Source organism: Lactobacillus kimbladii (assembly GCF_014323605.1).
Lineage (GTDB): Bacteria > Bacillota > Bacilli > Lactobacillales > Lactobacillaceae > Lactobacillus > Lactobacillus kimbladii_B.
Genome location: NZ_SCMB01000003.1, coordinates 91,091 through 117,266 on the forward strand (window position 1 = coordinate 91,091; position 26,176 = coordinate 117,266).

28 protein-coding genes and 1 other annotated feature are annotated in these 26,176 nt (G+C 35.7%); of the genes, 22 read left to right on the forward strand and 6 right to left on the reverse strand.

The features are described from left to right. Nucleotides 1-139: 139 nt before the first annotated feature. The 4 genes from ERK18_RS05590 to pnuC all read left to right on the forward strand — a co-directional run bounded on the left by ERK18_RS05590 (nt 140) and on the right by pnuC (nt 3,393). Nucleotides 140-847 (forward strand): AzlC family ABC transporter permease, encoded by a 708-nt coding sequence (locus ERK18_RS05590; protein ID WP_187154631.1) that lies wholly within the window; start codon nt 140-142, stop codon nt 845-847. Continuing rightward, on the forward strand, nt 834-1,160 hold the full coding sequence (locus tag ERK18_RS05595) for an AzlD domain-containing protein (protein WP_046332207.1): 327 nt from the start codon (nt 834-836) through the stop codon (nt 1,158-1,160). The genes ERK18_RS05590 and ERK18_RS05595 overlap by 14 nt, the downstream gene beginning before the upstream one ends. A 219-nt stretch (nt 1,161-1,379) precedes the next feature. Then, on the forward strand, nt 1,380-2,543 hold the full coding sequence (locus ERK18_RS05600) for a cation:proton antiporter (protein ID WP_187154632.1): 1,164 nt from the start codon (nt 1,380-1,382) through the stop codon (nt 2,541-2,543). 136 nt (nt 2,544-2,679) lie between these two features. Then, complete coding sequence (gene pnuC / locus ERK18_RS05605; RefSeq protein WP_187154633.1) at nt 2,680-3,393, forward strand: nicotinamide riboside transporter PnuC; 714 nt, start codon at nt 2,680-2,682, stop codon at nt 3,391-3,393. A 33-nt stretch (nt 3,394-3,426) separates the two neighbouring features. Here pnuC and ERK18_RS05610 read toward each other — a convergent pair whose 3' ends face one another. Further along, the gene (locus ERK18_RS05610; protein WP_187154634.1) at nt 3,427-3,735 is read right to left on the reverse strand and encodes a TipAS antibiotic-recognition domain-containing protein; all 309 of its coding nucleotides are present in this window, start codon (nt 3,733-3,735) and stop codon (nt 3,427-3,429) included. Between the two features lie 169 nt (nt 3,736-3,904). Between ERK18_RS05610 and ERK18_RS05615 the strand changes: the two genes are divergently transcribed. The 5 genes from ERK18_RS05615 to ERK18_RS05635 all read left to right on the forward strand — a co-directional run bounded on the left by ERK18_RS05615 (nt 3,905) and on the right by ERK18_RS05635 (nt 7,587). Next, nucleotides 3,905-4,414: a dihydrofolate reductase gene (locus ERK18_RS05615; protein ID WP_187154635.1), complete on the forward strand. Its 510-nt coding sequence runs from the start codon at nt 3,905-3,907 to the stop codon at nt 4,412-4,414. Nucleotide 4,415: 1 nt separating this feature from the next. Further along, nucleotides 4,416-4,604: a hypothetical protein gene (locus tag ERK18_RS05620; protein ID WP_187154636.1), complete on the forward strand. Its 189-nt coding sequence runs from the start codon at nt 4,416-4,418 to the stop codon at nt 4,602-4,604. A 59-nt stretch (nt 4,605-4,663) separates the two neighbouring features. Beyond that, nucleotides 4,664-4,904, forward strand: a binding site (T-box leader). Nucleotides 4,905-4,949: 45 nt separating this feature from the next. Further along, entirely contained in the window at nt 4,950-5,801 is an 852-nt protein-coding gene (locus ERK18_RS05625) for a MetQ/NlpA family ABC transporter substrate-binding protein (protein ID WP_187154637.1), read from the forward strand. Nucleotides 5,802-5,828: 27 nt separating this feature from the next. Further along, on the forward strand, nt 5,829-6,893 hold the full coding sequence (locus ERK18_RS05630; RefSeq protein WP_187154638.1) for a methionine ABC transporter ATP-binding protein: 1,065 nt from the start codon (nt 5,829-5,831) through the stop codon (nt 6,891-6,893). Then, a complete protein-coding gene (locus ERK18_RS05635) occupies nt 6,886-7,587 on the forward strand; it encodes a methionine ABC transporter permease (RefSeq protein WP_187154639.1) in 702 nt (233 codons plus the stop codon). Before ERK18_RS05630 ends, ERK18_RS05635 begins: the two co-directional genes overlap by 8 nt. Nucleotides 7,588-7,652: 65 nt before the next feature. Here ERK18_RS05635 and ERK18_RS05640 read toward each other — a convergent pair whose 3' ends face one another. Beyond that, on the reverse strand, nt 7,653-7,934 hold the full coding sequence (locus tag ERK18_RS05640; RefSeq protein ID WP_034979630.1) for an HU family DNA-binding protein: 282 nt from the start codon (nt 7,932-7,934) through the stop codon (nt 7,653-7,655). Between the two features lie 161 nt (nt 7,935-8,095). Further along, the gene (locus ERK18_RS05645) at nt 8,096-8,956 is read right to left on the reverse strand and encodes a glycosyltransferase family 8 protein (protein ID WP_187154640.1); all 861 of its coding nucleotides are present in this window, start codon (nt 8,954-8,956) and stop codon (nt 8,096-8,098) included. Nucleotides 8,957-9,162: 206 nt separating this feature from the next. Between ERK18_RS05645 and ERK18_RS05650 the strand changes: the two genes are divergently transcribed. From ERK18_RS05650 to ERK18_RS05675, 6 genes are all read left to right on the forward strand, one after another. After that, a complete protein-coding gene (locus ERK18_RS05650; protein WP_187154641.1) occupies nt 9,163-9,888 on the forward strand; it encodes an SLAP domain-containing protein in 726 nt (241 codons plus the stop codon). Nucleotides 9,889-9,920: 32 nt separating this feature from the next. Continuing rightward, complete coding sequence (locus ERK18_RS05655) at nt 9,921-10,403, forward strand: nitroreductase family protein (protein WP_187154642.1); 483 nt, start codon at nt 9,921-9,923, stop codon at nt 10,401-10,403. Between the two features lie 177 nt (nt 10,404-10,580). Beyond that, nucleotides 10,581-11,576 (forward strand): dihydroxyacetone kinase subunit DhaK, encoded by a 996-nt coding sequence (gene dhaK / locus ERK18_RS05660; RefSeq protein WP_187154643.1) that lies wholly within the window; start codon nt 10,581-10,583, stop codon nt 11,574-11,576. Between the two features lie 17 nt (nt 11,577-11,593). Next, nucleotides 11,594-12,178, forward strand: a complete 585-nt coding sequence (dhaL, locus tag ERK18_RS05665) for a dihydroxyacetone kinase subunit DhaL (protein ID WP_187154644.1) — start codon at nt 11,594-11,596, stop codon at nt 12,176-12,178. Next, a complete protein-coding gene (dhaM, locus tag ERK18_RS05670) occupies nt 12,175-12,546 on the forward strand; it encodes a dihydroxyacetone kinase phosphoryl donor subunit DhaM (RefSeq protein ID WP_187154645.1) in 372 nt (123 codons plus the stop codon). Before dhaL ends, dhaM begins: the two co-directional genes overlap by 4 nt. Nucleotides 12,547-12,851: 305 nt before the next feature. Then, complete coding sequence (locus tag ERK18_RS05675; RefSeq protein WP_187154646.1) at nt 12,852-13,571, forward strand: MIP/aquaporin family protein; 720 nt, start codon at nt 12,852-12,854, stop codon at nt 13,569-13,571. Between the two features lie 49 nt (nt 13,572-13,620). Here the strand turns inward: ERK18_RS05675 and ERK18_RS05680 are convergent, their stop codons facing one another. Beyond that, nucleotides 13,621-14,514, reverse strand: coding sequence for a LysR family transcriptional regulator (locus ERK18_RS05680; RefSeq protein WP_187154647.1), 894 nt, complete (start codon nt 14,512-14,514; stop codon nt 13,621-13,623). A gap of 193 nt (nt 14,515-14,707) precedes the next feature. On the opposite strand from ERK18_RS05680, the gene ERK18_RS05685 reads away from it, so the two are divergent. The 5 genes from ERK18_RS05685 (at nt 14,708) to ERK18_RS05705 (ending at nt 21,499) form a co-directional block, all read left to right on the forward strand. After that, on the forward strand, nt 14,708-16,504 hold the full coding sequence (locus ERK18_RS05685) for an FAD-binding protein (RefSeq protein WP_390885859.1): 1,797 nt from the start codon (nt 14,708-14,710) through the stop codon (nt 16,502-16,504). Between the two features lie 12 nt (nt 16,505-16,516). After that, nucleotides 16,517-18,352: an FAD-binding protein gene (locus ERK18_RS05690; RefSeq protein WP_187154648.1), complete on the forward strand. Its 1,836-nt coding sequence runs from the start codon at nt 16,517-16,519 to the stop codon at nt 18,350-18,352. A 4-nt stretch (nt 18,353-18,356) separates the two neighbouring features. After that, nucleotides 18,357-19,772, forward strand: coding sequence for a DASS family sodium-coupled anion symporter (locus tag ERK18_RS05695; protein ID WP_187154649.1), 1,416 nt, complete (start codon nt 18,357-18,359; stop codon nt 19,770-19,772). 110 nt (nt 19,773-19,882) lie between these two features. Continuing rightward, on the forward strand, nt 19,883-20,839 hold the full coding sequence (locus tag ERK18_RS05700; protein ID WP_187154650.1) for a N(4)-(beta-N-acetylglucosaminyl)-L-asparaginase: 957 nt from the start codon (nt 19,883-19,885) through the stop codon (nt 20,837-20,839). A 24-nt stretch (nt 20,840-20,863) separates the two neighbouring features. Then, on the forward strand, nt 20,864-21,499 hold the full coding sequence (locus ERK18_RS05705) for a copper homeostasis protein CutC (protein WP_187154651.1): 636 nt from the start codon (nt 20,864-20,866) through the stop codon (nt 21,497-21,499). A 49-nt stretch (nt 21,500-21,548) separates the two neighbouring features. Here ERK18_RS05705 and ERK18_RS05710 read toward each other — a convergent pair whose 3' ends face one another. Both ERK18_RS05710 and ERK18_RS09515 read right to left on the reverse strand, forming a co-directional pair. After that, nucleotides 21,549-23,105 (reverse strand): FAD-dependent oxidoreductase, encoded by a 1,557-nt coding sequence (locus ERK18_RS05710; protein ID WP_315984351.1) that lies wholly within the window; start codon nt 23,103-23,105, stop codon nt 21,549-21,551. A gap of 48 nt (nt 23,106-23,153) precedes the next feature. Continuing rightward, the gene (locus tag ERK18_RS09515; protein WP_261982441.1) at nt 23,154-23,363 is read right to left on the reverse strand and encodes a hypothetical protein; all 210 of its coding nucleotides are present in this window, start codon (nt 23,361-23,363) and stop codon (nt 23,154-23,156) included. A gap of 132 nt (nt 23,364-23,495) precedes the next feature. Between ERK18_RS09515 and ERK18_RS05715 the strand changes: the two genes are divergently transcribed. Further along, nucleotides 23,496-24,392, forward strand: a complete 897-nt coding sequence (locus tag ERK18_RS05715; RefSeq protein WP_187154652.1) for a LysR family transcriptional regulator — start codon at nt 23,496-23,498, stop codon at nt 24,390-24,392. 370 nt (nt 24,393-24,762) lie between these two features. After that, nucleotides 24,763-26,139: a branched-chain amino acid transport system II carrier protein gene (gene brnQ / locus ERK18_RS05720; protein ID WP_187154653.1), complete on the forward strand. Its 1,377-nt coding sequence runs from the start codon at nt 24,763-24,765 to the stop codon at nt 26,137-26,139. Nucleotides 26,140-26,176 lie beyond the last annotated feature (37 nt).

A 26,176-nucleotide genomic window follows, 5' to 3' on the forward strand; every position in this document is an offset into this window, starting at 1 on the left:
AGTCATGACTAAAACTAGTTACTGTTATAAGTAAACTAGTTTTTTAATCTGAAGCTGATATAGTTCGTATTTTTATGACTATAAAACAAACATGCATGAATTTAATTGTAAGTTAATTTTTGAGTTAAAGAAGTGAAATATGGAAAGTTCATTATCTAAGCGTGCAGCTGTTATTGACACAATTCCAACAGTTTTTGGCTATTTAGGAATTGCGTCCGCTTTTGGTGTGATTGCTCGCTCAACAGGTTTTTCGACTATTACAGTAATCATGATGTCAATCATAATCTATGCTGGATCAGCACAATTTACCACTGTTAGTATGCTAGTAGCAGGTAGTCCGATTGCTTCAATTATTTTTACTACATTTATGGTCAATTCAAGGATGATTTTAATGAGTACAATGGTGGCACCGTACTTTAAGAAAGATAAACTGGGCAAAGGTATTTTAATTGGCACGCTTTTAACTGATGAAAGCTTTGCTCTGGCAATGAATAAACTTAATTTTACAAATGACAAAATGAATTTCAGTTGGTTCAATACTGAAAATATGATTTCATATAAAACTTGGGTATTTGCTACAGCGATTGGTGCCATACTTGGCAACTTTATTAAAGATCCAAAACAATTAGGTCTTGATTTTGCAAATGTGGCAATGTTTATTGGTTTGTTATATTTGCAAGTAAACAATGATAAGTCTTTAAATAAGCTGTTACAAGTAATAGTAATTTTACTGACAATGTTGTTGACCTATATTTTGACAATGATTTTGTCACCCAGTATGGTTATTATTGTTGTAACCCTTATTGGATGTGCATTGGGGATGGTAATAAAACGTGTCTTCTTCTAACTATTTGTTTTTGACTATTATCGGATGTGGACTTGCAACTTGGCTATCGCGGATACTTCCTTTTGTTTTATTAAAAAAATTCACTTTACCTAAAGCAGTGGTTGAATTTCTATCTTTTGTACCGATAGTTATAATGTCTACTATGTGGTTTTGCAATTTATTCACCGCTCAACCAGGTCAATTGCCAAAAGCTAACCTTGAATATCTTGTTGCTTCATTTCCAACTTTTATAGCAGCGGTTATTAGCAAATCACTTTTAGTAATTGTTATTGTTGGGGTAGTTTCTTTAGCTTTATTACGATTTTTTATTTAGTGAAAGATCGATCAATAATTGGTTTATATTTCTGTAAATTTGAATTAAAAAAATTGTGAGTTATACTAATAAAAGTTGCTAATTTGTGCAAAAATCAAATCGGTTCTTAAATTAAATAAATATTTTGGTTGGAGTGAAAGACTTTCAAGAATTGTTCTCAGGTTTGGGTTGCCTGAGCAATTTTGAAGGTCTTTTTTGCTGTAGAAAGCTGGAAGGTAAATGAAATTTTTAGGAATGCTAGTTGTTATATTAATAGCTACCCTAATTGGCGGACAATTAAGTGCAAGGTTAAGATTACCAGCTGTTGTCGGCGAATTACTAGCTGGGATAGTTATTGGACCGGGAATCTTTAATTTGGTACAACCGGGCGGAATCATTAAAGTGTTCTCCGATATCGGTGTGATTTTTTTGATGTTTTTGGCAGGTCTTGACAGTGATATTAAAACACTAAAAAAACTTTTTCGTCCTAGTGTGTTGGTAGCTGCCTTTGGTATGATAGTACCAATTATTATTGCTTATATAACAGGCATTCTCTTTAATTTTTCACAGGTTGAAAGTTTATTTTTAGGCTTAACTTTTTCAGCTACTTCGGTTTCAATTTCGGTAGCCGTTTTGCAAGAAATGGGACGCCTGGAAGGAAAGGAGGGCATGACAATTTTAGGTGCTGCAGTAGCAGATGATCTGCTCTCAATATTACTTTTGAGCATTGTTAGTGGACTGACAGGTGTTTCTGAGCAAGGTTCAAGTATGGAAAAAAACTTTATTATTAGCCTCCTTGTTCAGGCAGCCTTTCTTATATTATTAGTTCTTCTTAGCATTTATGTCATACCTCGGTTAATTAGCTTAAGTCAGCGTCTGACATTGCCTGTTTCTGAAACCTTGATGGCAATGATTATTGTGGTATTAGCTTCTTGGGCTGCTGAAGAAGTAGGACTTAGTAATGTGATTGGCGCTTTTTTTGCCGGTTTGGCTCTCAATCGTACTTCAGCACAGAAAATTCTCAAAAAGAATTTTACCGTCATTGGTTACAGTAGTTTTATCCCCGTATTCTTTGTCAGTATTGGTTTGGACATGAGCATTAGAGGAATATTACACGATTTTATTTTATTTATCGTTTTGATAATTGGAGGTGTTTTATCAAAATTAGTTGGCGCAAGCTTGGGCGCAAAAATTGCTGGGTTTAGCAATTCCAGTTCCTTGTTAGTCGGGACCGGAATGGTTTCGCGCGGTGAAATGGCTCTCGTGGTTGCACAGATAGGTTTGACAAACCATCTACTTGCGCCAGCGGCATATTCAACTGTGATTGGTGCAATCATTATGACAACTGTGATTTCGCCCTTTCTGCTTAAATGGTCAATAATAAAAATGGATAAAGATAGATAAGGCAAAAGGACAGTTGACAGCAGACATTTTCATAGATCTGACTTTCTAGTTAAATTTCTTAAAGTGACTTAAAAGTTATGTTAGTATTAAAAACGTGTTTTTTAACTGAAATTCAAGTAGAAGGTAGGAAGGTCGGATGAAAGTTCAGCTAAAAGCTGATATTTTTAAATTAAAATGGTACATTAACCAAATGCGTGGTTGGAGTTTTAAAACATATCTCTTATTAATGCTGGGGATTGGTATTATTATTGGGACTACTGTTGCGTCTCCAATTGATCAAATTTCATTATTGACAATGATTGCTGCAATTTTAGGTTTCACTTGTACTCTTGCTATTACTAACGCCAGACAAATTAACGGTATTTTGGGTTTGATTTCAGCTACAATTTACATTATTGTTTCCGTTTATGCCCAAAATTATGCCAATGTAATTTTACAGGGCGTATATATTGTTATTTTGGATTTACCAGTGTTGTTGTTGCCGTCTTGGTCTAAAGATACGGAAAAACATATTCATGGTTTGACACTGACAAAGTGGCTTCTTACCATTATCTTTTTTGCCGTAGTGCTAGTTTTACTTTATCTGCTAGATACAAAAATTTTCACTAGTCCTAGGCCCTTAATCGATGCAACAGCGGGAGCAATCGGAATTACTGGATCTCTTCTTTGCACATTACATTTTCGCGAGCAATACTATTTTTGGACTATTCAAGGAGTACTTTCAATTATTTTATGGGGAGTTACCGCGTTTCAGGGGGATGCTAATCTCACCTTATTTTTAACATATATTTTGTATTTAATTAATGATTTACTAGCTTTTACCGATAAGCATGTTAGCTGGTTTCATTGACAAAAAAGAAGTCTTTCATGTAAAAGACTTCTTTTATTTTGCTAAATGTTTTTTGACAATTCTACTTAATATCTTAGTTGCACCTTTGCCAGCCTTATCATCATAATAGGATTGGTAGCGAGTATCATTATCATAAGCATTGACTATTCCTAAATGGATTTTGCGGGAATAATTAGGCATAATAATTCGCAGCCAGTTTTGATGCTTGGTAAAGACATCATCACTCAAATCGGCTTCTTTAGAGGGATCTTTTACAATTGCTTGTAAATCGCGCACTAAATCAGCTTCAGTTTGTTTCATTTTATTATATTTTGCTTCAGTAAATTGACTTTTTTCCGACATGACTTCCTCCTGTAATTTGTTAAGATACTTAAATAACTATAGCAATATTAGCTTGAAAAATCATGTCTAAATTTATTTGCGGAAAATTAACCAGGCATAATTGGTAATGCTGGGCAAAAGACAAGAAATCTAATAAATAAAGCGCTATAATTAAGAGAGAGGCGAACTAATGATCACTTTTGTTTGGGCAGAAGATGAAAAACACCAAATTGGTCTAGATGGGCATTTACCTTGGAAACTGCCTGCTGACTTACACCATTTTAAAAAAATAACTTATGGACATCCCATTATCATGGGTCGAAGAACTTTTATGAGCTTGCCTCATATTCTACCAGGTCGCAAGCATATTGTTTTAACAACTAGTCAGAAATTAAAAAATAAATTTTTTGCTGATCAAAGAGTTTTAATAATATCTACGCTCACTGAATTACAAAGATGGATTGATCAACACAAAAATCTGGAAATTTGTGTAATAGGTGGTAATTCGGTCTTTGACGCCTTGAAAAATCAGGTAGATTGCTTAGAAAAAACTGAAATAAAAGCTACTTTTACAGCTGATGTGACAATGACAAAGCTTAATTATGGCGATTTTAAGATAGTAAAAAGGGAATTTCATCAACCTGATAATTTGAATTCTTATCCATATGAATTTTTAACTTATATGAGAAAGGAGAAATGACATGAAACAAGTTATTGCTTCAACCGTCGTTTTACTAATTTGCATACTGACTTTGATTAGCAGCTTTTTTCTGGCTGAAAACCTAAATCATAATTATTGGTGGCAGGTAATTGGCATGGCTATTGTTACTTTTGCTGTGGGACAATATTTTTTTAAAATAATAAAATCATACCAAATAAATAAAAAATAATTTATTTTTTGGTTGACAGAAGATTTTTTAGATGTTAAATTAATAAACAATTAAATAATTAATACATCTTGAAAAGCAGAGTAGCTATTATTTTTACTAATAAAGAGAGCTGACGTTTGGTGAGAGTCAGTTAGTAAGGTGTAGTGAACATGGGCTTGAAACGATGACTGCTAGTGATATTTAGCTAGTGGCGGAGTTGCATCCGTTAAGATTGCAAGCTATTGTTAGATAGCTGTTGAGGTTTATTACGTGAGTAATAAACAAATTTAAAGGTGGTAACACGAAGCACTCGTCCTTAGTTTAGGATGAGTGCTTTTTTTATCGAAAAATTGGGAGGTTTTTCTAATGACTAAAAAAAGTCGCAATATATTTATTGGAGTAATTGCGGCCATTGTAATTGTTGCTATTGCCTGGTTTAGCTTTGGCAAAAAGGGAGGTAGCAATCAAAAAGACCATGTTGTTACAGTGGGTATTGTAAGTGAGTCTAAACCGAAAGAGGTTATTTGGAATCACGCAGCAGCTTTGGCTAAGAAAAAATATGGCATAACAATTAAAATCAAGAATTTCACTGATTACAATCAACCAAATAAAGCAGTAAAAAGTGGTGACATCGACTTAAATGCTTTCCAACACTATGCTTTTCTAAAAGCTTGGAATAAAGCCAACCATGGTGGATTAGTGGCTATTGGACGAACTGATATAAATCCAATTAGGCTATATTCAAAGAAATATCATAAATTAAGTGAACTGCCAAAAGGTGCTACAATTGCTGTTCCAAATGACGCAAGTAATGAATCTCGTTCCTTACTCGTTTTGAAAAATGCCGGTTTAATTTCATTACGCAAGGGTAAAGTTCTTATGACCGTTGCAGATATTGTGAAGAATCCAAAAAACATCAAAGTTAAGGAAATTAGCGCAGATCAATGTGGACGTATAATCAATTCTGTAGATGCAGCGGTTATTAATAATGACTTTGCTCGTCCTGCTGGTTTGGGCGAAAAACAGACAATCTTTGTTGAGCCAGTTAATAAAGACTCTTATCAATGGATAAATATAATTGTAGCTAAAAAAGGACAGGCAAAGAACAAGGACTACCAGGCAGTAGTCAAATGTTATCAAACCGCTGAAACTAAACGGATACAAAAGAAATATTATGGAAATATGACTAGAAGTGCTTGGGACATTAAATTGAAGTAAAAATTTTAATGATTGGAGAAGATTGTAATGGGTATTATTGATTTAGAACACGTTAGTGTAGATTTCCCTGATAAAAAAGGCAAAATTGTACAAGCAGTTCATGATGTTAGTCTAACTGTAGAAAAAGGTGATATTTTCGGAGTTGTAGGCTTTTCCGGAGCTGGTAAGTCTACTTTAGTCAGAACAGTCAACCTTTTACAAAAACCGATAGCTGGTAATATTAAAGTTAACGGAACTGATTTTGTCAAAGATGGCAAACAGGTGATATCTAACAAAGATTTACAACTGGCTCGCAGAAAAATTGGCATGATTTTTCAAAATTTTAATTTACTAAATGAAATAAGCGTGGTTGACAACGTGTCCTTTGCCCTGAAACATTCTAGATTAAAAGAAAAAGAAATTAAGGAAAAATCATTAAAATTACTAGATTTAGTGGATTTAAGAGATAAAGCAAACTTTTATCCTGTGCAACTTTCCGGAGGTCAGCAACAAAGAGTTGCTATTGCTAGAGCTTTGGCGAATGAACCAGATATTTTGATTTCTGATGAGGCTACCAGTGCTCTTGATCCTCAAAATACTCTTCAAATTTTGGCATTGCTTAAAAAGCTCCAAAAAGATCTTAATTTAACAATCGTCTTGATAACCCATGAAATGGCAGCTATTAAAAAGGTTTGTAATAAAGTTGCCTTAATGCAGTCCGGACAAATTGTTGAAAAAGGCAGTTTAAGAGAAGTTGTGCTTCATCCTAAAAATGACCTGACTAAAAGTTTTGTTGGTGGTTCTTTGGAAGTAATCAACACTATGAAATCTCTTAATATTGACAAGCTTGACAACGATAACGAAGCTATTTATCAACTTGTATATAGCATGGCTAATGTCACCAAAACTATCATTGTCGATTTATACCGTGAAGTAGGAGTTGAGGCCAGTATGTTGTATGGCAACGTTGAACTGCTTGATGATGAACCAATTGGTACTTTATTGGTTCAAGTCAAAGGAGATAAGGCAAAACAGCAGGAGACAGTTGATTATTTAAGAAAAGAAGAAGTTGCTGTTACTCGACTAAACGAAAAGGGGGATCTATATGAGTAGTTGGTTTAGCAAAGCTTTTCCCAATGTTGTGCAATTAGGCTGGCTAGGAGACACTGGCTGGGGTACCAGCATTATTCAAACTCTGTATATGACTTTTTGGGCCGGAATTTTTGGTGGCATTTTAGGAATGATTTTTGGTATCGTTTTAGTTTTAACGAAGAGTGACGGCATCAGGCCTAATAAATTTTGGTTTAACCTTTGTGATAAAATAGTTTCAATCTTTCGTGCTATTCCATTTATTATCTTATTAGCTTTTATCTCACCTCTTACTCAATTAATTGTTCATACGCAGATTGGTATTAAGGCAATGCTAGTACCTTTAACTCTGGGCGTACTACCCTTTTATGCTCGCCAAGTTCAAGTAGCTTTAGAAAGTGTAGATTACGGTAAAATAGAAGCTGCACAAAGTTTAGGTGCTACAATCTGGGATATCGTATTTAACGTTTATTTAAATGAAGCTAGATCTGAACTTGCTCGTGTTACTACAGTAACAGTTATTAGTTTAATTGGATTAACTGCAATGGCAGGAGCGATTGGTGCTGGTGGTCTAGGAAATACGGCGATTTCTTATGGCTATAATCGGTCCGACAATGACGTTACTCTTATTGCGACAGTTTTAGTTATTATTTTAATATTTATTGTTCAAGTCATTGGTGATTTTTTCGCCAAGAGATTGAACCATCAAAATCGTTAAAAATTTTAAAGCAAAATAAAAACAACGAGCTTTGGCTCGTTGTTTTTTCGTATTTAATTGTAGAGTTACTTAACTGCGTCCTTCAATGCTTTACCAGGCTTAAATGCAGGTACTTTAGTTGCAGGAATCGTTAAAGTTTTACCAGTTTGTGGGTTTCTACCTTTTCTTGCTGCACGATTACGTACTTCAAAAGAACCAAAACCTATGATTTGAACTTTTTCGCCTTTAGCCAAGTTATCCTTAATTGATTCGATTAAAGCATCGATAACTTTTTCTGCATCCTTTTGTTTAAGATCTGTCTTTGCTGAAACTTCTTTAGTAAGTTCAGACTTGTTAATTGAAGCCATAATTCTTCTCTTTTCTATAAAAAATATTACACATTCAATGCTATTAAATAGTTTGCATTTTTTCTATACTAATCCATCTAAAGCATTGTGTCGCTTGATATTCGGCAACTTTTATTATTTTAGCACACATATAGCAAGCTTCAACAGTAAAAAGCTAAATGTTACGTTAATTTTTGCTGTTTTAACAAGCGATTGACCATTTGTAGGTAATTAAGGTAAAGGGGTTTAAATCGGGAATGTTTCTCCTTTTGCCATGGCTTAGGTTTACCACAAAAGTGTAAAATTGACGTGTTTTTCATGACCCACTCGGTGTTGATTTCTCCCGTGCTTCTTGTTAAGTAAACTGAGAAAGCTCTGGCATCGTAGTTCCAGCGTGTTTCTGGAATTTTTAAAATATCTTCGCCATATAGATAATTGAGAATATCTTGATCTGGCAAAATTAAAGTATCATGATGCTCTTCAATTGCCTGAGTAATTTCTTCGATTTTAATTTTTGTACGCATTTGATCTAAATCCATTAACATTATTCCAGAGTTAAAGTAGCCGGTTGATGTGCCCAGCCTGATATTATTAATTGAACTCATAATATCTGTTAACCCTTCATGAACTGAAGCTGCAAACATTTTTCCTTTAAGGTCTAACTCCCATAAAGGAACTATTGAATTAATAACTAATATGTCAGGATCAAGATAAATAATACGATGTAAATCAGGTGGCAAAATTTTACTTGAAAGTAATCTGAAATACATTTCTTTCGGATAATCATGCAAGTTGAGTAATGAATCAGGAAATTTAATATTCTTATTCATAGTTAAGGTGGATACTTTAATTCCTATTTTTAGCCCAAATTTTTTTAATTTATTCAGAGCGTGCAGGTTGATGTTATCGTAAATTAGCCAGACATGAAACTCTTCAGTTATATTGTTAAGCCTAAGGGAATACATCATAACTTCGAGTGGTTTGATATAGTTTTGGTCAATAGTGACTAATATTTCAATTGGTTCTTTTTGCGACTTTTTCATGAATTTCTTCCTTTAATAACATTATTATGTTTTCACTATTTCTTAGTATAAAGCAAAAGTATGTAACGTACCTCATAATATAAGCTATGAAAATGATATATCACAAATCAAAGACGTAAATTAATTGTTTCGATTTTGTAAAAGAAATTATTTATTCAAAGTAGTAGAATGTATATAAATAAGTTTTTCAATAATGAGGTGTCAAAATGAAGAAAAAACTTTTGTTAAGTCTAGCTGGAATTGCATCTTTGACTTTGGGATTAAGTACCACTAAACCAGTTTTGGCTGCAGAAACTGATGCAAATTCAACTAATCAAAGTCAGACTAATAATACAACTTCTAATACTACAAAGGGAGATTCGAATACGTCAAATACTACAGATCAAAGTAAAACCAATAATGGACAATCCAATACAACTAACAGTACAAATAAGCCTTCTACAACAGATACGACAAAGAAGCCCAAGAAAAATAAAACTAATTCAAATAATGCAATAAAATATTTAGGCAAAACTGTCAAATTAAAGAGAAATGCCTATATATATGACAGTAAGGGTAAAAGAATTAAAAACAAAAAACTGAAAAAAGGAACAATTCTTTCGGTTATCGGTTTTACTACAGTTAAAAATAAGAGTTATCTGCAAATATCATTAAATGGCAAGAAAACTAAGAAGAAAGAATACGTAAAGCCAGGTAATGTAAAGCTTTTTAAAGTTGCCAGCTATAAAGTAAAACGCAATGCTAAAGTTTACGATAGCAAAGGCAAGCTTCTGGTAAAAGGAAATAAATATTCATACGTTAAAAAAGGTGCAACAGTTTTTGTATATAGTACTAAGAAGATTAAAGGTAAAAAGTTAGTAGGAATATCTGAAACACAGTTTTTAAAATGGTCTGATTTAGTTCATAAGACTGGTAAAGCTGTCATTAAATAATTTGGGTTTTGTTTTTCATAGAGGGCACATAAATGACTGATCCTGTTTTAAAAAGAGTAGCTGTCAGAAAATATACGACTGAAAAAGTTGCTCAAGATGATATTGCTAAGTTGATCAACGCTTTTCAAGCATCTCCTTGTGGCATGCACCAAACTGACGTGATGCAGATGACCGTGGTTGAGAGTGAAGAATTATTAGCACAAATAGAACAAGTTACAAGTAACGCTTGCTATAATGCTCCTTTATTATTTGTCATCAATGTCAAAAAGAATAATGAGTTTGGTGAAAGAGACGCTTCTGTTGCTGCAGAAAACATAATGGTAGAGGCGGCAGAACTCAACCTGGGTTCGGTTTATCTAATGAATGCGGCTAGTGTACTCAATTCTGTTAAAAATTTGGAAGAAAAGTTAGGTCTTCCGCAGAATTTTGAAACCTGTGTTATTGTTGCCTGCGGTCATGCTGCTGAAGAACCAGACGATGATAGATCAAATAGATATAAAGTAGTAAGAAGATAAGATTTTAAGTATAAGAACCAAAGACTTTAGCTATCAGTTGTATTTTAATGACGCTAGCTAAAGTTTTTTATTTTGCCCAAAATATTTAATTTATTGCAACACAAATGGTTTATATAAAGGTTACTTGGTATAATAGTTATGTAAGCGTTACATTTATTTACTGAAGGAGCTAATTACATGAAAAAAATTATTAATGATCCTGCTAATGTTGTGCCAGAAATGGTTAAAGGTATGGTGAGATCCTATCCTCAATTTATAACTAAAATAGAAGATGCTGAAGCTGTGATGAGAGCAGATAAAGAATCGATGACTGGTAAAGTAGGCATTGTCAGTGGGGGAGGCTCTGGCCATGAACCTACTCATGCTGGTTTTGTAGGTAAAGGGATGTTGAGTGCAGCTGTTTGCGGGGAAGTGTTTACATCCCCAACTCCTGATCAAATATACGCAGCCATCAAAGCAGTCGATCAAGGTCAAGGTGTCTTTTTAGTAATTAAAAATTATTCAGGAGACGTCATGAACTTTGATATGGCAAAAGATATGGCTGATATGGACAACATCAAAGTAAAATCAATTGTAGTCGATGACGATATTGCTGTAGAAAACAGCACATTCACGCAAGGTAGACGTGGTGTAGCCGGTACTTTATTTATGCATAAGATACTTGGCGCCATGGCTCAAAACGGTGCAAGTTTAGACGAAATTGATGCAGCAGCCAAAAAAGTTTTGCCTAATATTAAAACAATTGCAGTAGCCTTATCAGCTGCTACCAATCCCGAAACAGGCAAACCTGGTTTTGTTTTAAAAGATGATGAAATTGAATATGGCGTAGGTATCCACTCAGAGCCTGGCTACCGTCGTGAAAAAATTAAGCATGCAAAAGACTTGGTGTCTGAATTGGTAGGCAAATTAAATGATGAGATGCATTTAGATCACAACAAGAAATATGCGGTATTGGTTAATGGCATGGGTGCAACTCCACTAATGGAACAATACATTTTTAGCAATGACTTGCTTGATAAATTGGCAGAGTTTGATGTTAAACCTGCTTTCATGAAAGTTGGTAATTACATGACCTCATTGGATATGGCCGGTATTTCCCTCACATTTTTTGAAATAGCTGATGAAAAATGGCTCGGGTACCTTAATCAGCCCGTTGAAACAATTGCTTGGTAAAAGAAGGGAAGAATAATATGGGATTGACTGTAAACAATTTAATTGACTGGATAAATAATTTTTCCGCCAAAATCGAACAAAATAAGCAATATTTAAGTGACCTTGATACAGCTATAGGTGATGGTGACCATGGCTTTAATATGAGTCGCGGTATGAAAGCGGTTAGTCAAAAACTTTCTACTAAACCTGAAACTATTACTGACGTATTCAAGCAAATTGCTATGACTTTAATTTCGACGGTTGGTGGAGCTTCAGGCCCCTTGTATGGCACAGCTTTTTTAGAAATGGCCAAGAAAAGCGCTACTAGTGATGATATAGTTGAATTACTGGAAGCTGCTTTGGCTGGAATTAAGAAACGTGGCGGTGCTGAACCCGGAGATAAAACAATGGTTGATGTTTGGTCAGTGCTCGTACCTGAAGTAAAAGCACATAATTTAACGAGAGCAAAAATTGATTCTGCTGTAGCTGCGACTAAAGATTTAGTTGCTAAAAAGGGTCGTGCTTCATATTTAGGAGAGAGATCAAAGGGTCATATTGATCCGGGCTCGCAATCTAGCGGCTATCTCTTTGAGGCTTTACTGGAAACTGAAGGTATACTATGAGTTTAGGCATAACCTTAGTATCACATGTTTCTGCAATACCTACAGGATTAACTAAACTTTTAGATCAAGTTGCAAAAGATGTGTCAATCACAACTGCTGGCGGAACAAATGAAGAAGATATAGGTACCAGTATGGATAAAGTTTTGCAGGCTTTTTCGGATAATAAAGCAGATGAAATTTTGGCTTTTTATGATTTAGGCAGTGCCAAAATGAATATTGAATTAGCTACTGAAATGACTACAAAAAAAATTCACTTATATGATGTGGCCTTTATCGAAGGAGCGTATACAGCAGCTACTCTGATTGAAGCTGGAGTGAATTTAACTGAAATAGAAAAGCAACTTGAGTGCTTAAAAATAAAAAAATAGGTTTAAAAAGATATAATCTGCTGCTTTGTCCTAATTTTGGGGCATATCAAATTTCAAAGTTAACTATTTCAATAAAAATAACAAATGTAAAAATATAACAAAACTTATTAAGAAATAGAATACAAACTTCATAAAAGCAAGAATATTAAATAACAATTATTTAAAAAAAGATTGCACTCAACATTTTATTTAAAGAAAGGGTTTACACACGCTAGATTTTATAATATATTTTGTTTGGGAGTAATTTGCTACTAGACATTATTTTAGGTTTATTAACCTAATAATCGAAGTAGGAGATTTAAAAAATGAATAATAGCTTAACAATGCAAGTAGTGGGAGAGTTCATCGGAACTATCATCTTAGTATTGCTTGGAGATGGCGTTTGTGCTGGTGTCAATTTGAACAAGTCAAAAGCAAAAGGCAGCGGCTGGATCGTTATTTCTTTTGGTTGGGGTTTCGCTGTCACTTTCGGTGTATTTTGTGTTAGTTGGCTTTGCCCGGGACACTTTAATCCAGCCGTATCATTAGGAATGGCTCTTGCAAATAAATTGCCCTGGTCTTCAGTTTTGCCATATATGCTGGCACAGACAGCCGGAGGCTTTATCGGTGGTATCTTAGTTTGGCTAACCTATTTTCCTCATTGGGAAGAAACTACTGATAAAGAGGGCATTCTAGGTTCTTTTGCAACTACACCAGCCATTAGAAACTATGCGTGGAATTTCTTTACAGAAATGATTGCTACATTTGTTTTGGTTTTCGGTTTGCTCGGATTAACTAATACTAAATTGGCAGCGGGTCTCAATCCGTTACTAGCAGGATTTTTGATCACGGCGATTTGTTTGTCCTTGGGAGGACCAACTGGCATCGCTATTAATCCAGCTCGTGATTTAGGACCAAGACTTGCTCACCAATTTATGCCAATTGCCAATAAAGGCGGTTCAGATTGGGCTTATAGTTGGGTGCCAGTCTTTGGACCACTTTTAGGTGGTGTAATTGCAGCATTGTTATTCAATGTGATTGCTTAGTTAAAAAGGCTTACGTTAAAAGGACGTAAGTCTTTTTGTTTGCCCAAATTTATTGATAGTCATCTGGTTTAAAATGTCGCAGTATTTCAATCCCTTTGCGCTGATACTTGTTAGGTATAAAGCTTTTTCTCATTGCTATCTGCATGTACGCCCACAATTTTTGTCCCGGTTTTAACCGAATGACGTGAATATCAGAAACCTCTTTTAAGCTGCTTTCCATAGCAAGAGCAATTCCTACATTGCGTTTAACTAATTCAATCATCATTCTCATTGTAGTAGCAGTATATGAAATTTGTGGCGTAAAATCGCCCAATTTTGCTTCCTGCTCAAGGCATTCTCTAGTTAAATAGCCTCTTTTGCGGGCGACAAATTTGCGGTTGCGCAGGTCTGCTGCACTAATTTGGTGGACATCCCGCCACTTATCGCTTGTACTGGTAATAATGACCAGTTCGGTTCTTTGCAAGTTATGGATAAAATATTCGGGATCGTTAATAGGAACCATCCACGAATATATTGCTACATCAACGGTGCCGTCGGTTAAATCAGAAAACGCGTTAGCCGATCTTTCAATTCTAGATTCAATTAGATTGGCAATATTTGCTTGATAAAATTTTTGAATAATATCGGCGATGTAAAGGCTACCAGCTTCTCCAGAAAAGGCAAGCCGAATTTTTTTGTCACTGGCATGCATCACATCATAATTGATACTGGCGATATCTTGCAATAGAATTTTTGCTCTTTTATAAAGTAAGTCGCCGGCATCGGTCAAAGTTATTTTACTTTTGCGATTTTTTTGCAATATAAGTGGATCATCGAACTTATCTGCCAACCGCTTCACTGCCATGGAAATTGTGGGCTGGGTAACGTCAAAGAATGCGGCTGTAGTGGTATAGTTACCAGTTTCGACTAATTTACAAAAATATAATAAGTCTTTTTCATTCATGAGTACTTCCTAAATAAATAAAATTTATAAATATATCTGATTAAATTATATTAAATTTAACTTTAATGTACAATAACAAGTTGCTGTAATAGCTTTTTGTATTATGAAACCAAAATATTTTTTCAAAAAATTTAATTAGACTTAAAAAGTTGGTCAAGATATATTTACGTTAAGAATAGTTTATAAGAAAGTGATGGTGAAAAATTTGATCTACGATTCAACTCTCAAATGGGACGCTGTTTACGACGTAATTGTAGTCGGATTCGGCGGAGCTGGTGCCGGAGCGGCAAGATTTGCGGCAGATAACAATGCGCACGTTCTGCTCATTGACTCAGCTCCCGAAGGTCATGAAGGTGGCAATACCAGGTATGCTGGTGGTGCTTTTGCTTGGAGCGATAATTTTGATGATCTCCGTGAATATTATAAGCAAACTTATTATCCCTTTAAGTATGATCCCAAAGATTTAGACGCTTTTGTCAATAATGTTTTGAAGATGAAGGAGTACTCTCAAAAATATTTTGGCATTAAAGCACAATACACCGGGAGAAGACCTCAAGGAGAATATCCGGAATACAAGCATGCAGAAACAATGCGCTCACAAAGCATGACTGCTGGTATGTATAATGGCGGATTCTGGAAATTATTACGTAAAAAAGTTTACGAGCGTTTAGACAAAATTGATGTTTGGTTTGAAAGTCCTGCACAACATTTAATTCAGGACCCCAACACTAAAACCATTTTAGGTGTGCAAATTAAACATCAAGGTATAAATAGAAATGTGGCTGCCAGAAATGGTGTAGTTCTATCATGTGGTGGCTTTGAAAATAACGAAGACATGGTTCAAACATTCTTAGGTCAAGGTTCTTTAGCTCCAATTGGTACTTTATATAATCAAGGTAAAGGGATTGATTTAGCAATTGAAGCTGGCGCTAGACTGTGGCATATGTCCAACTATGATTCACATGGTTTTTCTTTAAGAGAAGGCGCGCCAAGAGAAAAATTTGCTTACATGATCAACTGGAAGAGCTTGTTTAATGGCAGTATTTTCGTTGCTGGCGATGATGGCACCCGGTATTACCGTGAAGACGAAGAAGACCGTCATGGTTACAAATATAACCACGGCAACTGGATAATGCAGCCTAACCAAAATCATCCACATATCATTATGGATCAAAAGCAATTTGAGCAACTAGCCAATGACGATTCAGATAAGGCTGAACAAATTAAGAGCCTGATCACCTATGCCATAAAAGCTGAAACTATTGCCGAATTAGCTGACAAGATTGCCGCACCAAAATTGGCCGAAGCTGTCAGTGATTTTAACTTTTTAGTCAATGAAAAAAAGCGCGATATGTTTTTAAATCGTAAAATTGAAACAATGCGTGCTTTTGGGGCAGGCCCATATTATGCTATCCCAATTCGCCACAACATTCTGCACACGCATGGTGGCGCTCGTCGTAATGAAAATTGCGAAGTTTTGGACATGGAGAATAATGTTATTCCTCATTTATATGAAGCCGGTGAATTAGGAGATATTTTTGCTACCAAATATGTTGGTGCAAACAGTATTGCTGATTTGTTAATTTCTGGCAAAATTGCCGGAGAAAATGCTGCGTGGCCAAAAAGAAAAATGGCTGAAGTTGATGTAGTTACAGGTGCTTCAAAAAACCCTGATCTAAAATCTGACGCCCATGCTTCTTCAACTGATTTCGAAGCTGGACCTAATCAGGGAATCGGAATTAGTGAAAATGGCATTAATGATGTCCCAATTGTGGTACGCGTCACGATGTCAGGTGATAAGATTTCTCAAATTGAAACACTGCAAGAAAAAGAAACGCCTTATTTGGGAGGCAAAGCAATTCCCGTTCTAACTAATGAAATGATTGAAAAACAAACTATAGAGGTTGATGCGGTCAGTGGCGCAAGTACAACTAGTGCTGCTTTTAAAGAAGCGGTCAACCAAGCAATTGAGAACGCTGAAAAGCAGTAAAGAAGTGCAAAAATGAAAATCAACGAAAAAACTAAGTGGAATGGTGTGTATGATGTAGTCGTTTTAGGTTTTGGTGGAGCCGGAGGCACGGCAGCTCGTTTTGCGGCAGAAAATGGTGCTCAAGTCTTATTAGTTGACGCTGCTCCTTATGGTCATGAGGGTGGTAACACCCGTTATTCAGCACAGCATGTTGCTATGGCACATGATAGAAAGAAGATTGTTGAATATTATGAGCAGCTGGCAGCGCCATATAATTTTGATCAGAAAACAATGGCTGCTTATCTTGATGGCTTTGTTAATATGCCGCAATATTTTAAAAAGTATTTTGGTATTGATCCTTTTATCTGGTCACGTGATAATCAACCGGGTGACCATTTAGCAAAGAAAAAGAATTTATGTGAGTATCCTGAATATCGTGGCTCTGAAACCTTTGATTTTGCCCTGATTCATAATCAAGACTTTGATGCTGAATTATGGAAAGTAATTCGTGCTCAAGTCGTCAAAAATGCTGCCAACATTGATGTCTGGCTTAATTCCAGAGCAGAGCATTTATTGCAGGACGAAGCAACTGGTGAAATAGCTGGAGTAATTATTAATCGTAACAAGAAACAATATTATATTCATGCTCGCAAAGGAGTAATTGTTGCTACAGGTGGCTTTGAAAATAATAAGCAGATGCAGCAGGATTACCTGCACGTCACAAAATTAACCCCGCTGGGCACTCTCTATAATAAGGGTGACGGGATTAAAATGACTGCTGAAGTTGGAGCAAAAATGTGGCACATGAGCAATTATGAGTCATTAGGCATCCTCCCCAGCTACGTAATTGCTGAAGGTGAAAATGAGCGTGGTCGGCAGGTTAGCGGCTGGCAAAATGTCAAATCAGGTGCGATTTTTGCGGTGGCAGACGACGGCACTCGCTTTATGCGTGAAGATGCCAAATTCAGACATGGTCATATCGCTGAACATGGAGACTATCTATTGCCTCACGCTTACGACAATGCTTGGTTGGTCTTTGATAATCAGCAATATCAAAAGTTCGTTTTAGAACAGAAACAAGGAAAGCTCAAGTACGGTAAATTCTTTGACAAGGTTGTTAGTGCCGGTTCACTGGCTGAATTAGCCCAAAAGATGAATGTACCAGCCGCAAATCTAGAAAATACTGTTTTGCAATTTAACGAGTTTGCCACTAACGGCAAGGATTTGGAATTTGGTCGTGCACCTGAGTCAATGACTAGTTTCGATTTAAAAGATGACGTCCATGCAGTTAAATTGGCTCCCGCAGTCCTTAATACCCAAGGTGGACCAGAACATGATGAGTTAGCCCGTGTACTTGATGTCAACAATCAACCAATCAAACGTCTCTACACAGCTGGTGAGCTTGGCGGAATGTGCGTCAATCGTTATCAGGGCGGTGGCAACTTAGCTGAATGCTTGATTTTTGGCAAAATTGCTGGAGAAAATGCTGCCAAGTTAGAGCCAATTGAAGATTCGATTAATTTAACGGGAAAATTGCCGCGAATTAATGATCTTTTGGATGGTGAAAAGGACGATCAAATTGAGCTGGGACAAAATCAGTTTCTAGGATCTTCTGAAGCAGGTATTGGCGGTAGGATTTTGGTTCGCGTGACCTATTTTGATAATGAAATCAAAAAAATTGAAGTACTAGAAAATCATGAAACGGAAGGAATTGGAGCTGTAGCCATTGACCGTATACCCCAAGAAATGGTAAGCAATAATTCTACGAATGTTGATGCAGTTTCAGGAGCTTCTACCACAACTAATGCTTTAAAGGAAGCCGTGAATGCGGCGATTAAGAAAGCACAAAATAGTTCTAAAGGAGAATAAAGAAATGTTAGATAAAATTCAATGGAAAAAGTGGGTTTTGCCACTAGCTATCGGCATTGGCTTATGGCTGTTAACTCCATTAAAACCAGCGGCAATTAACGTTCAAGCCTGGCACCTTTTCGCCATATTTATTGCAACTATAATTGCTTGTGTGACTAAACCATTACCAATGATGGCAACTACAATAATAGCGGTGGTGATTGCCACATTAACCGGTATTTTCAAGATGGAAGAAGTTACTGCTGGTTTTGGTAATTCCACCGCATGGATGGTCGCTATGTGTATGTTTATGGCGGCCGGCTTTATTAAATCAGGACTTGGTAAAAGAATTGCCTACTTCTTTGTCAAAACTTTTGGCAAGAGAACTTTAGGTTTGGCTTATGCCTTATCCCTAGTGGAGACTGTTCTGGCAGTTGGTATCCCAAGTAACAATGCTCGTGTTAACGGGATTATGTACCCAATTATTGATAACTTATCAAGAGAAATGGGTTCAGATCCTAAAAAGGGAACTGAGCGTGACATGGGTTCATTCCTTGTCTTTACAGAATACGAAGTTAACATCGTTACATCCACCATGTTTCTAACTGGTTTAGCCGGTAACATGGTGGCATTAGGAATAGCAAAGACCCAAAACGTTACTATTTCCTGGATGCAATGGTTTGTAGCTGCAATCGTACCAGGCATAATTTCCTTAATATTAGTACCTTTTATTCTATATAAAATTTACCCGCCTAAGATCAAAGAAACACCTAATGCTCATGCTTGGGCAGACAAAAAATTACAAGAATTAGGAAAAATGACAGCTGCAGAAAAAATTATGGGTGTGGTTTTTGTCTTGTCAGTTGCATTATGGTTAGTAGGTTCTAAGTTTGGCATTGACGCTACTTTAGTCAGCTTTATTGCAGTTGCATTACTATTGGTATTTGGCGTCATCAATGTTAAGGATATTTTAGGTCAGAGTTTTGCTTGGAACATCTTAACTTGGCTTTCAATTATCATGTTGATGTCTCAAAAATTAATGACTTTGGGCTTTTTCCCATGGTTCTCAAAGACTTTAGGTAGTGCACTTAATGGTATGAATTGGGTTTTGGTACTGGTAATCTTGTTCTTGGTTTACTTCTACCTCCACTATTTATTTCCAAGTGTTTCTACACAAATTTCTGCTCTATATGCAGGATTTCTCTCAATTGCGATCGGTGCCGGAGTGCCACCTATGATGGCAGCGTTAATGCTAGCTTTAGACGGTTCTTTATACTTGTCAACTTCAAGCTATTCGGCAGGTCCTGCCGCTTTGCTTTCTTCAACAGGCTACGTTTCTAACAAAGATTGGTGGAAACTAAGCGCCATAATTGGTGTTGTACTTAACATTATCTGGTTAGGCGGCGGTCTGGTTTGGACTAAAGTTATCGGCATGTGGTAATAAAAAGCCTTTTTATTTTTGTCACAAATTGAGCTTTTAGATTTGTAGCTTGTTAGTTTAAGGAGTCTAGTTTACTATTATTACTATACTGAATAAAAAGGAAGATCATAATGAAAAATTGGGCTGTAATATCAACTTGGAGTATGTCATACGATGGGTTGTTAAAAGCAAGCAGTATGTTGCAAAACGGTGAGAGTGCAGGGGATGCAGTTGAAAACTTAATAAAGAAAGTTGAATCTTATCCTCTTTATAAATCAGTTGGTTATGGCGGACTTCCTAATGAAGATGGAGTTGTTCAGATGGATGCCGCCTTTATGAATGGTGATACTTTAGCACAAGGTTCAGTAGCCGCTATTGAAAATGTGAAGCATGCTGTTTCTGTAGCCAGAAAATTGAGTTTAAATAAAACTAACAGCTTTTTAGTCGGAGAAGGCGCCACTAAATTTGCTATGCAAAATTGCTTTGAAATGACTAACATGCTGACAGAAAGAGCAAAAAAAATATGGCAAGAAAAAGTCAAAGAGCAGGCTCAGTCTGGACTGCATCCTTATGATGGACACGATACTGTTGGGGCATTAACACTTGATCAAGCTGAATCGATGGCTGCAGCTACATCTACTTCAGGTTTATTTATGAAAAAAGAGGGTCGTATTGGTGACTCGCCTTTATCAGGGTCTGGTTTTTATGCAGATAGCAATATTGGTGCAGCTGCAGCCACTGGTTTGGGTGAAGATATAATGAAAGGTTGTCTTTCATATGAAATTGTGCGAAAAATGGCAGGAGGCATGTCTCCACAGCAAGCTTGCGATGCCGCGCTTTATCCTTTTTGCCATGATTTAAAACAACGCTATGGTCAGGTTGGAGAAATTTCTTTAATTGCTTTAAATAACAAAGGTGAGTGGGGAGTAGCAACTAACGTTGAATTTCCATTTTGCGTTGCCAACAATGATCAAGGTGCAAAGATTCTAATGGCTAATCCTGGTAAAAACAATAAAACTAAAATTGAGCCTATATCGCAAGCATGGCTGGATAATTATCAAAAAGAAATCAATGCTCCAATCGGTTAGAATTTTTAAGAGATGGTATTTTAGATGCTTAAAGAAGTATGTGTAGAGAATTTTACTAATATTCCGCATGTTATTGAAAATGGTGCTGACAGGATAGAATTGAACAACGAGCTTTCATTGGGTGGAACTACGCCGACATTTGGTGTCATAAAAAGGTCAATAATTTATGCTGACAGAGTAAAAATACCAGTAATTGTTATGATTAGACCTAGAGGAGGCAATTTTATTTATAATGAAGATGAAATTGCTATTATGGCTGATGATATGGCAGTTGCTGCTAAATTAGGCGCTCGAGGTGTCGCTTTTGGCTGTTTAACTAATCAGAAGCAGTTAAACCGAGCTCAAATGGAACGGTTAATTGACTTAGCTCATTCCCTAAATCTTACTGTGGTCATGCATATGGCTTTTGACCAAATATCTGAACCAATACAAAGAGATGAACTAAACTGGCTAATTGGGCAAAAAGTAGAAAGAATTTTGACACATGGGGGAGATTTGCAATTTCCCATTGAAGACACAATTACTCACCTTAAGGAAATTCTTAACTGGTCAAACGGAAAGATAGAAATTTTGCCAGGTGGTGGTATTACGACTAAAAATAGGGATGAAATAGCTGAAGAATTACATGTTAATCAACTTCACGGGTCAAAAATTGTCTAGAATAAAAGAGCTTCACTATTGAAGCTCTTTTATTATCCTGTTTGTATTTTTAAAGATTTTGGATATATTTTTCTGCGTTTTTAGCTGCTTGGCGTCCTGAATTGACGTTGTGCGCACAGGCTGAGCCACCCAAAGTTATGGTGTAAACATCTCTATATTGCATGGTTGAATCCATACCAGAAGCATACAAACCAGGAATTTTTTCAAAATCATTGTTTATGACTTCGAATTTTCTGTTAGAACCAATGCCTCCTAGACCAATCAAGTTGGAAGGATCTAATCGAGCAATATAATACGGTCCTTCTTTCATCGAAATAAGCATATCTTGATCTTTATTAAACTCTAAGTCTTTACCATTGTCACAAAATGAATTGTAATCATTTACTGTATTTACTAAAGTTTCTGAAGGAAGATTTACTTTTTCAGCTAATTCATAAATTGAATTTGCTTTGAATAAGGAATTTCCTTCGTTTTCTTTAACAGCTTTGGCAAGTATTTTATCAGCATTTTCAACGTTTTTGGTTAGTTCATCAAAAATTCTTTGTGTGAAGATTTCATACGTAACCTTTGTAGCTTTAATTGCCATTCTTTGATATATCAAATTAAACTTTTTGACATTTTCATTCACAAAACGTCGGCCATCTTGATTGACAAATACTACTGGACCTCCTGAAGGTAATGACATGAATCCATTAATAGGGTCAAGATATAAATGTATACCTTCATGAGGGAAAGCCTGAATATAATTCATCATACATTCCGGAGATTCTTTTAACATATCCATAGCACCAACTGACATAGCCATTTGATAGCCATCACCAGTATTACTTGGCATTGAGCAATAGTGAATATTCTTTGTCGACCATCCCTGCTTCTCTATCAATTCAGGGTTATGACCAACGCCTCCAGTTGCTAAAAGTGTTGCCTTTGCATTAATTTTTATATATCCATCTGGTGTTTTGGCATAAACTCCCTTAACAGTTCCGTTTTCTTCAATAATACTCGTAGCTGAAGTTTCGAGCAGAAATTTTACATTAAGCTCGTCAGCCTTCTTTTTCATATAAGGTACATATCCGACAGAGGCAAAACCTCCTTTAAACCAATGAAAAGTTGGGAACATACAAGTACCATGATAGTCATCGACTTTAGACAGCTGAACACCAAGGTTTACCAACCAGTCAATGTTATCTGCAGAATTATTAATTAAATCAACCCAAAAAGACCCGTCAGCTCTATACTGTCCTAACTCAGCTTCTTTTGAAATTATATCTTCCTTTTCTGCATGTATACCTGCAGCTTTTTGCATTTTGGTGTTAATTCCAAAAATACCCTCAACACCGCCACCATTTCCGGCCACGAAACCATTCTTATCAATTACGATTGTATTTAGATCAAGTTGACGAGCTTGAACCGCTGCAGCTAGTCCAGATATTCCGGCACCTACAATTAAAAAGTCTGTGCTATATTCTTTAATAACATGGTTTGGCTTTTTTCGCCAAAATGAATAGCTATCATCTAAACGCTTTTTCGTATTTGCCTTTAGCGGTGCAACTTTTTTATCAGTTTCAGTTTTAAAATCTTGGGGATTTCCTCCAGCTTGCTCAATTACTTTTTCGACTGCATTTAGTAAACCGTTAACTGAATGTGTCGCTCCTTAGATAGCATCAACTGTTAAAGTCTGATCATTTATAATTTCCTTAGGAATTTTTGTAAATACTGTTTCTTCCAAACTTCCTGGAATCATTTCTTTTTGCGTCTTAATTTTACTAATTTTATTATCACTTATTTCTACCTTTATTGGCATTTGCTCATTTTCATATTCGTGAGCAACAACTTGATAAGTACCTGATGTAAGATTTTTCACTTTAAATAACCCCTTTCAATAATGTCTTTAAGCTAATATCTACAAAATTAAATATAACATTGTTCATTTGTTTACAAATAATCTAAAATATGATTGATTATCAGTTTTACTTATTAAAGAAAGAGAATAAAAATGAATCTTGAACACTTAAAAGTATTCGTAAATTTAGCAGAAACTTTAAATTTTTCTCGAACGGCCATTGAAATGAACCTTTCACAATCAGCTGTCTCACAAATAATTTCATCAATGGAAAATGAACTAGGCTTTTTATTATTTAAAAGAAGCAGAAAGCAGGTGCGTTTAACAGAGAGTGGTAAAGAGTTTTACTATTCTATAAAACCGCTATTAAGCGTTTATGATAAGTCGGTACAAAAGGCGAAATCAGCTGCAAATAAAAAAAGAAATAATTTAACTATCGGTTATAGCGGCACACCATATGAAATTTCAATATTACCAAAGATAATTGAATTATATGAAAAAACTCATAAAGAAAATGCTTTATCCATTTTTTTAGAAAATTACGCACATAATGAATTAAAAGACAGACTCATTAACGGTGATTGTGACGTTATCTTTACGATGCCAGATATTATAGCCAAAATGGAAAACGTTAAGTATATAAATTTAGCTACGGGGCATTATTGCATCAACTTTTATAAACCTGTTTTTGATAAACAGAACTGCTTTAAAATTTCAGGATTAAGCAATTTCAGGTTAATTTTTTCCGATAGCAAGTGGTGTCCCCCGTCACAAAATGCTTTACAGAAATATATTATCGCTATGAATGAGAACGTTAATATTGCATATGCCAATAATGTTCTAAGTGCTTATTTGATGGTTAAAGCAGGGCTAGGAACCGGTATATGGGCTGATTTTGTCAATGATGATCATGATGAAACAATTGTTAGTGTTCCTTTAAAATATGCTATTAAGCCAAATTATGGTATTGCCATGCTAAATTATGGTGAACCAATAAGTGCTAAACGTTTTGCCAATTGGCTTACACAAAACTTTTCAAATTTTTGTTGACATGAAATAAGACATTGATTAAAATGTTATTAATATTGATAAAGCGATGAAAAGATAAGTAAACTTGCAGGTAGCGTCAAAGAGAGTCCTGTAGCTGCGAATGGACCGTGATGGCAAGTTGAAAGTAACTTTGAGCTATGTAGTGAATGAAGTAGCTATAATTGGTGACACCCATTATCGTGTTAGCGTATCGCACATTTGCCGTACGTGAAGCGACTGCAGTGATTTTAAGTAACCAAAGCAGTAATTTAGGTGGTACCGTGCCAAAGCACCCTTGATTTATTTCAAGGGTGCTTTTTTATTCCCTTAATAATGACCAGAGTTTTTTATCAATTTAATTTATGCTTTATTTCATTTAGGAGGAACTAGAATGAAAGAAATTGAACAAGATCTTAATACTAAACCATTATCATGGAAACAGTATTTGATAGTTGCATCACTGTTATTTGGATTGTTTTTTGGTGCTGGTAACTTAATTTTTCCAATTCATTTGGGCCAATTATCTGGGGCAAACTGGGGAATGGCTACATTCGGCTTTTTAGTAACTGCTGTTCTCTTACCCTTGCTTGCTGTTTTAGCAATAAGTGCCAGCCATGCCAAAGGCGTTTATGATATCGGCACTCCACTAGGAAATAAATTTGCGCTTGTCTTTATGGTGCTAATTCACTTAACCTTAGGGCCTTTGTTTGCGACACCAAGAACAGCAAGCATTTCCTTTTCAGTTGGTTTGCAGCCAGTGCTGCCTAAAGCTGCCGCTAAGCCTGCATTACTGATTTTTTCAGCAATATTTTTCATTTTAGCTTTTATTATTTCTTACGAACAGTCGACAATTTTGGATAGTATTGGACGGATTTTGAATCCTTTATTTTTATTATTATTGTTTTCTGTGTTTTTATTAGCTGCTATCTCACCGATGGGTGCTGCTAAAGATCAAAGTGTCACTACAGCTTACCAAAGTGCTTCCTTTTTTAATGGTTTTTTAGAGGGCTATAACACAATGGATGCTCTGGCTGGATTGGCGTTTGGATATACTATTGTTTCAGCTGTCAGGCAATTGGGAAAAACTTCAGCAAAAAGTAATGCAAAGGTTACTGCAAGAGCTGGGGTTTTGGCAACAGGTGCAATTGGAATTATTTACATTGGTTTAATATGGTTAGGAGCAACAACTTTAAATCATTTTAAAATTTCGCAAGAGGGAGGCACAGTTTTCAACCAAATAGTTACTTATTATTTAGGTGATTTTGGTCATGCCTTACTTGCCACACTAGTTACTCTTACTTGTTTAACAACTGCAGTTGGTTTAATAGCGGCTTTTGCTCAAGACTTTCACCGTAGTTTTAACAAAATAAGTTATCATGGCTGGTTGACTATCATGACAATTGTTTCCTTTATCACCGCTAATTTTGGCTTGGATACAATTATTTCCTGGTCAACTCCAATGCTCATGTTTTTATATCCTATTGCCATGGTTTTGATTATTTTGTCAATTTCTGGTTCTTTATTCGACCGGGACTCAATCATTTACTTTTGTGGCATACTTTTTACCATTATACCGGCAATCCTTGATATGATCGCTTCTTTTCCACCAATAGTTAGTCAGCAATCTTGGGCTATACAGTTGAAAGCATTCCAACTAAAATTTTTGCCGTTTGCAGATATCGGCATGGATTGGGTCATTCCCGCGATTATCGGCTTACTTATCGGTTTAATCCTTCATTTTATGAAAAAAGAAAAGATCAGAAACTAATATCACTATATTCTAGCTGTTTCAGTTAAATTTTTTG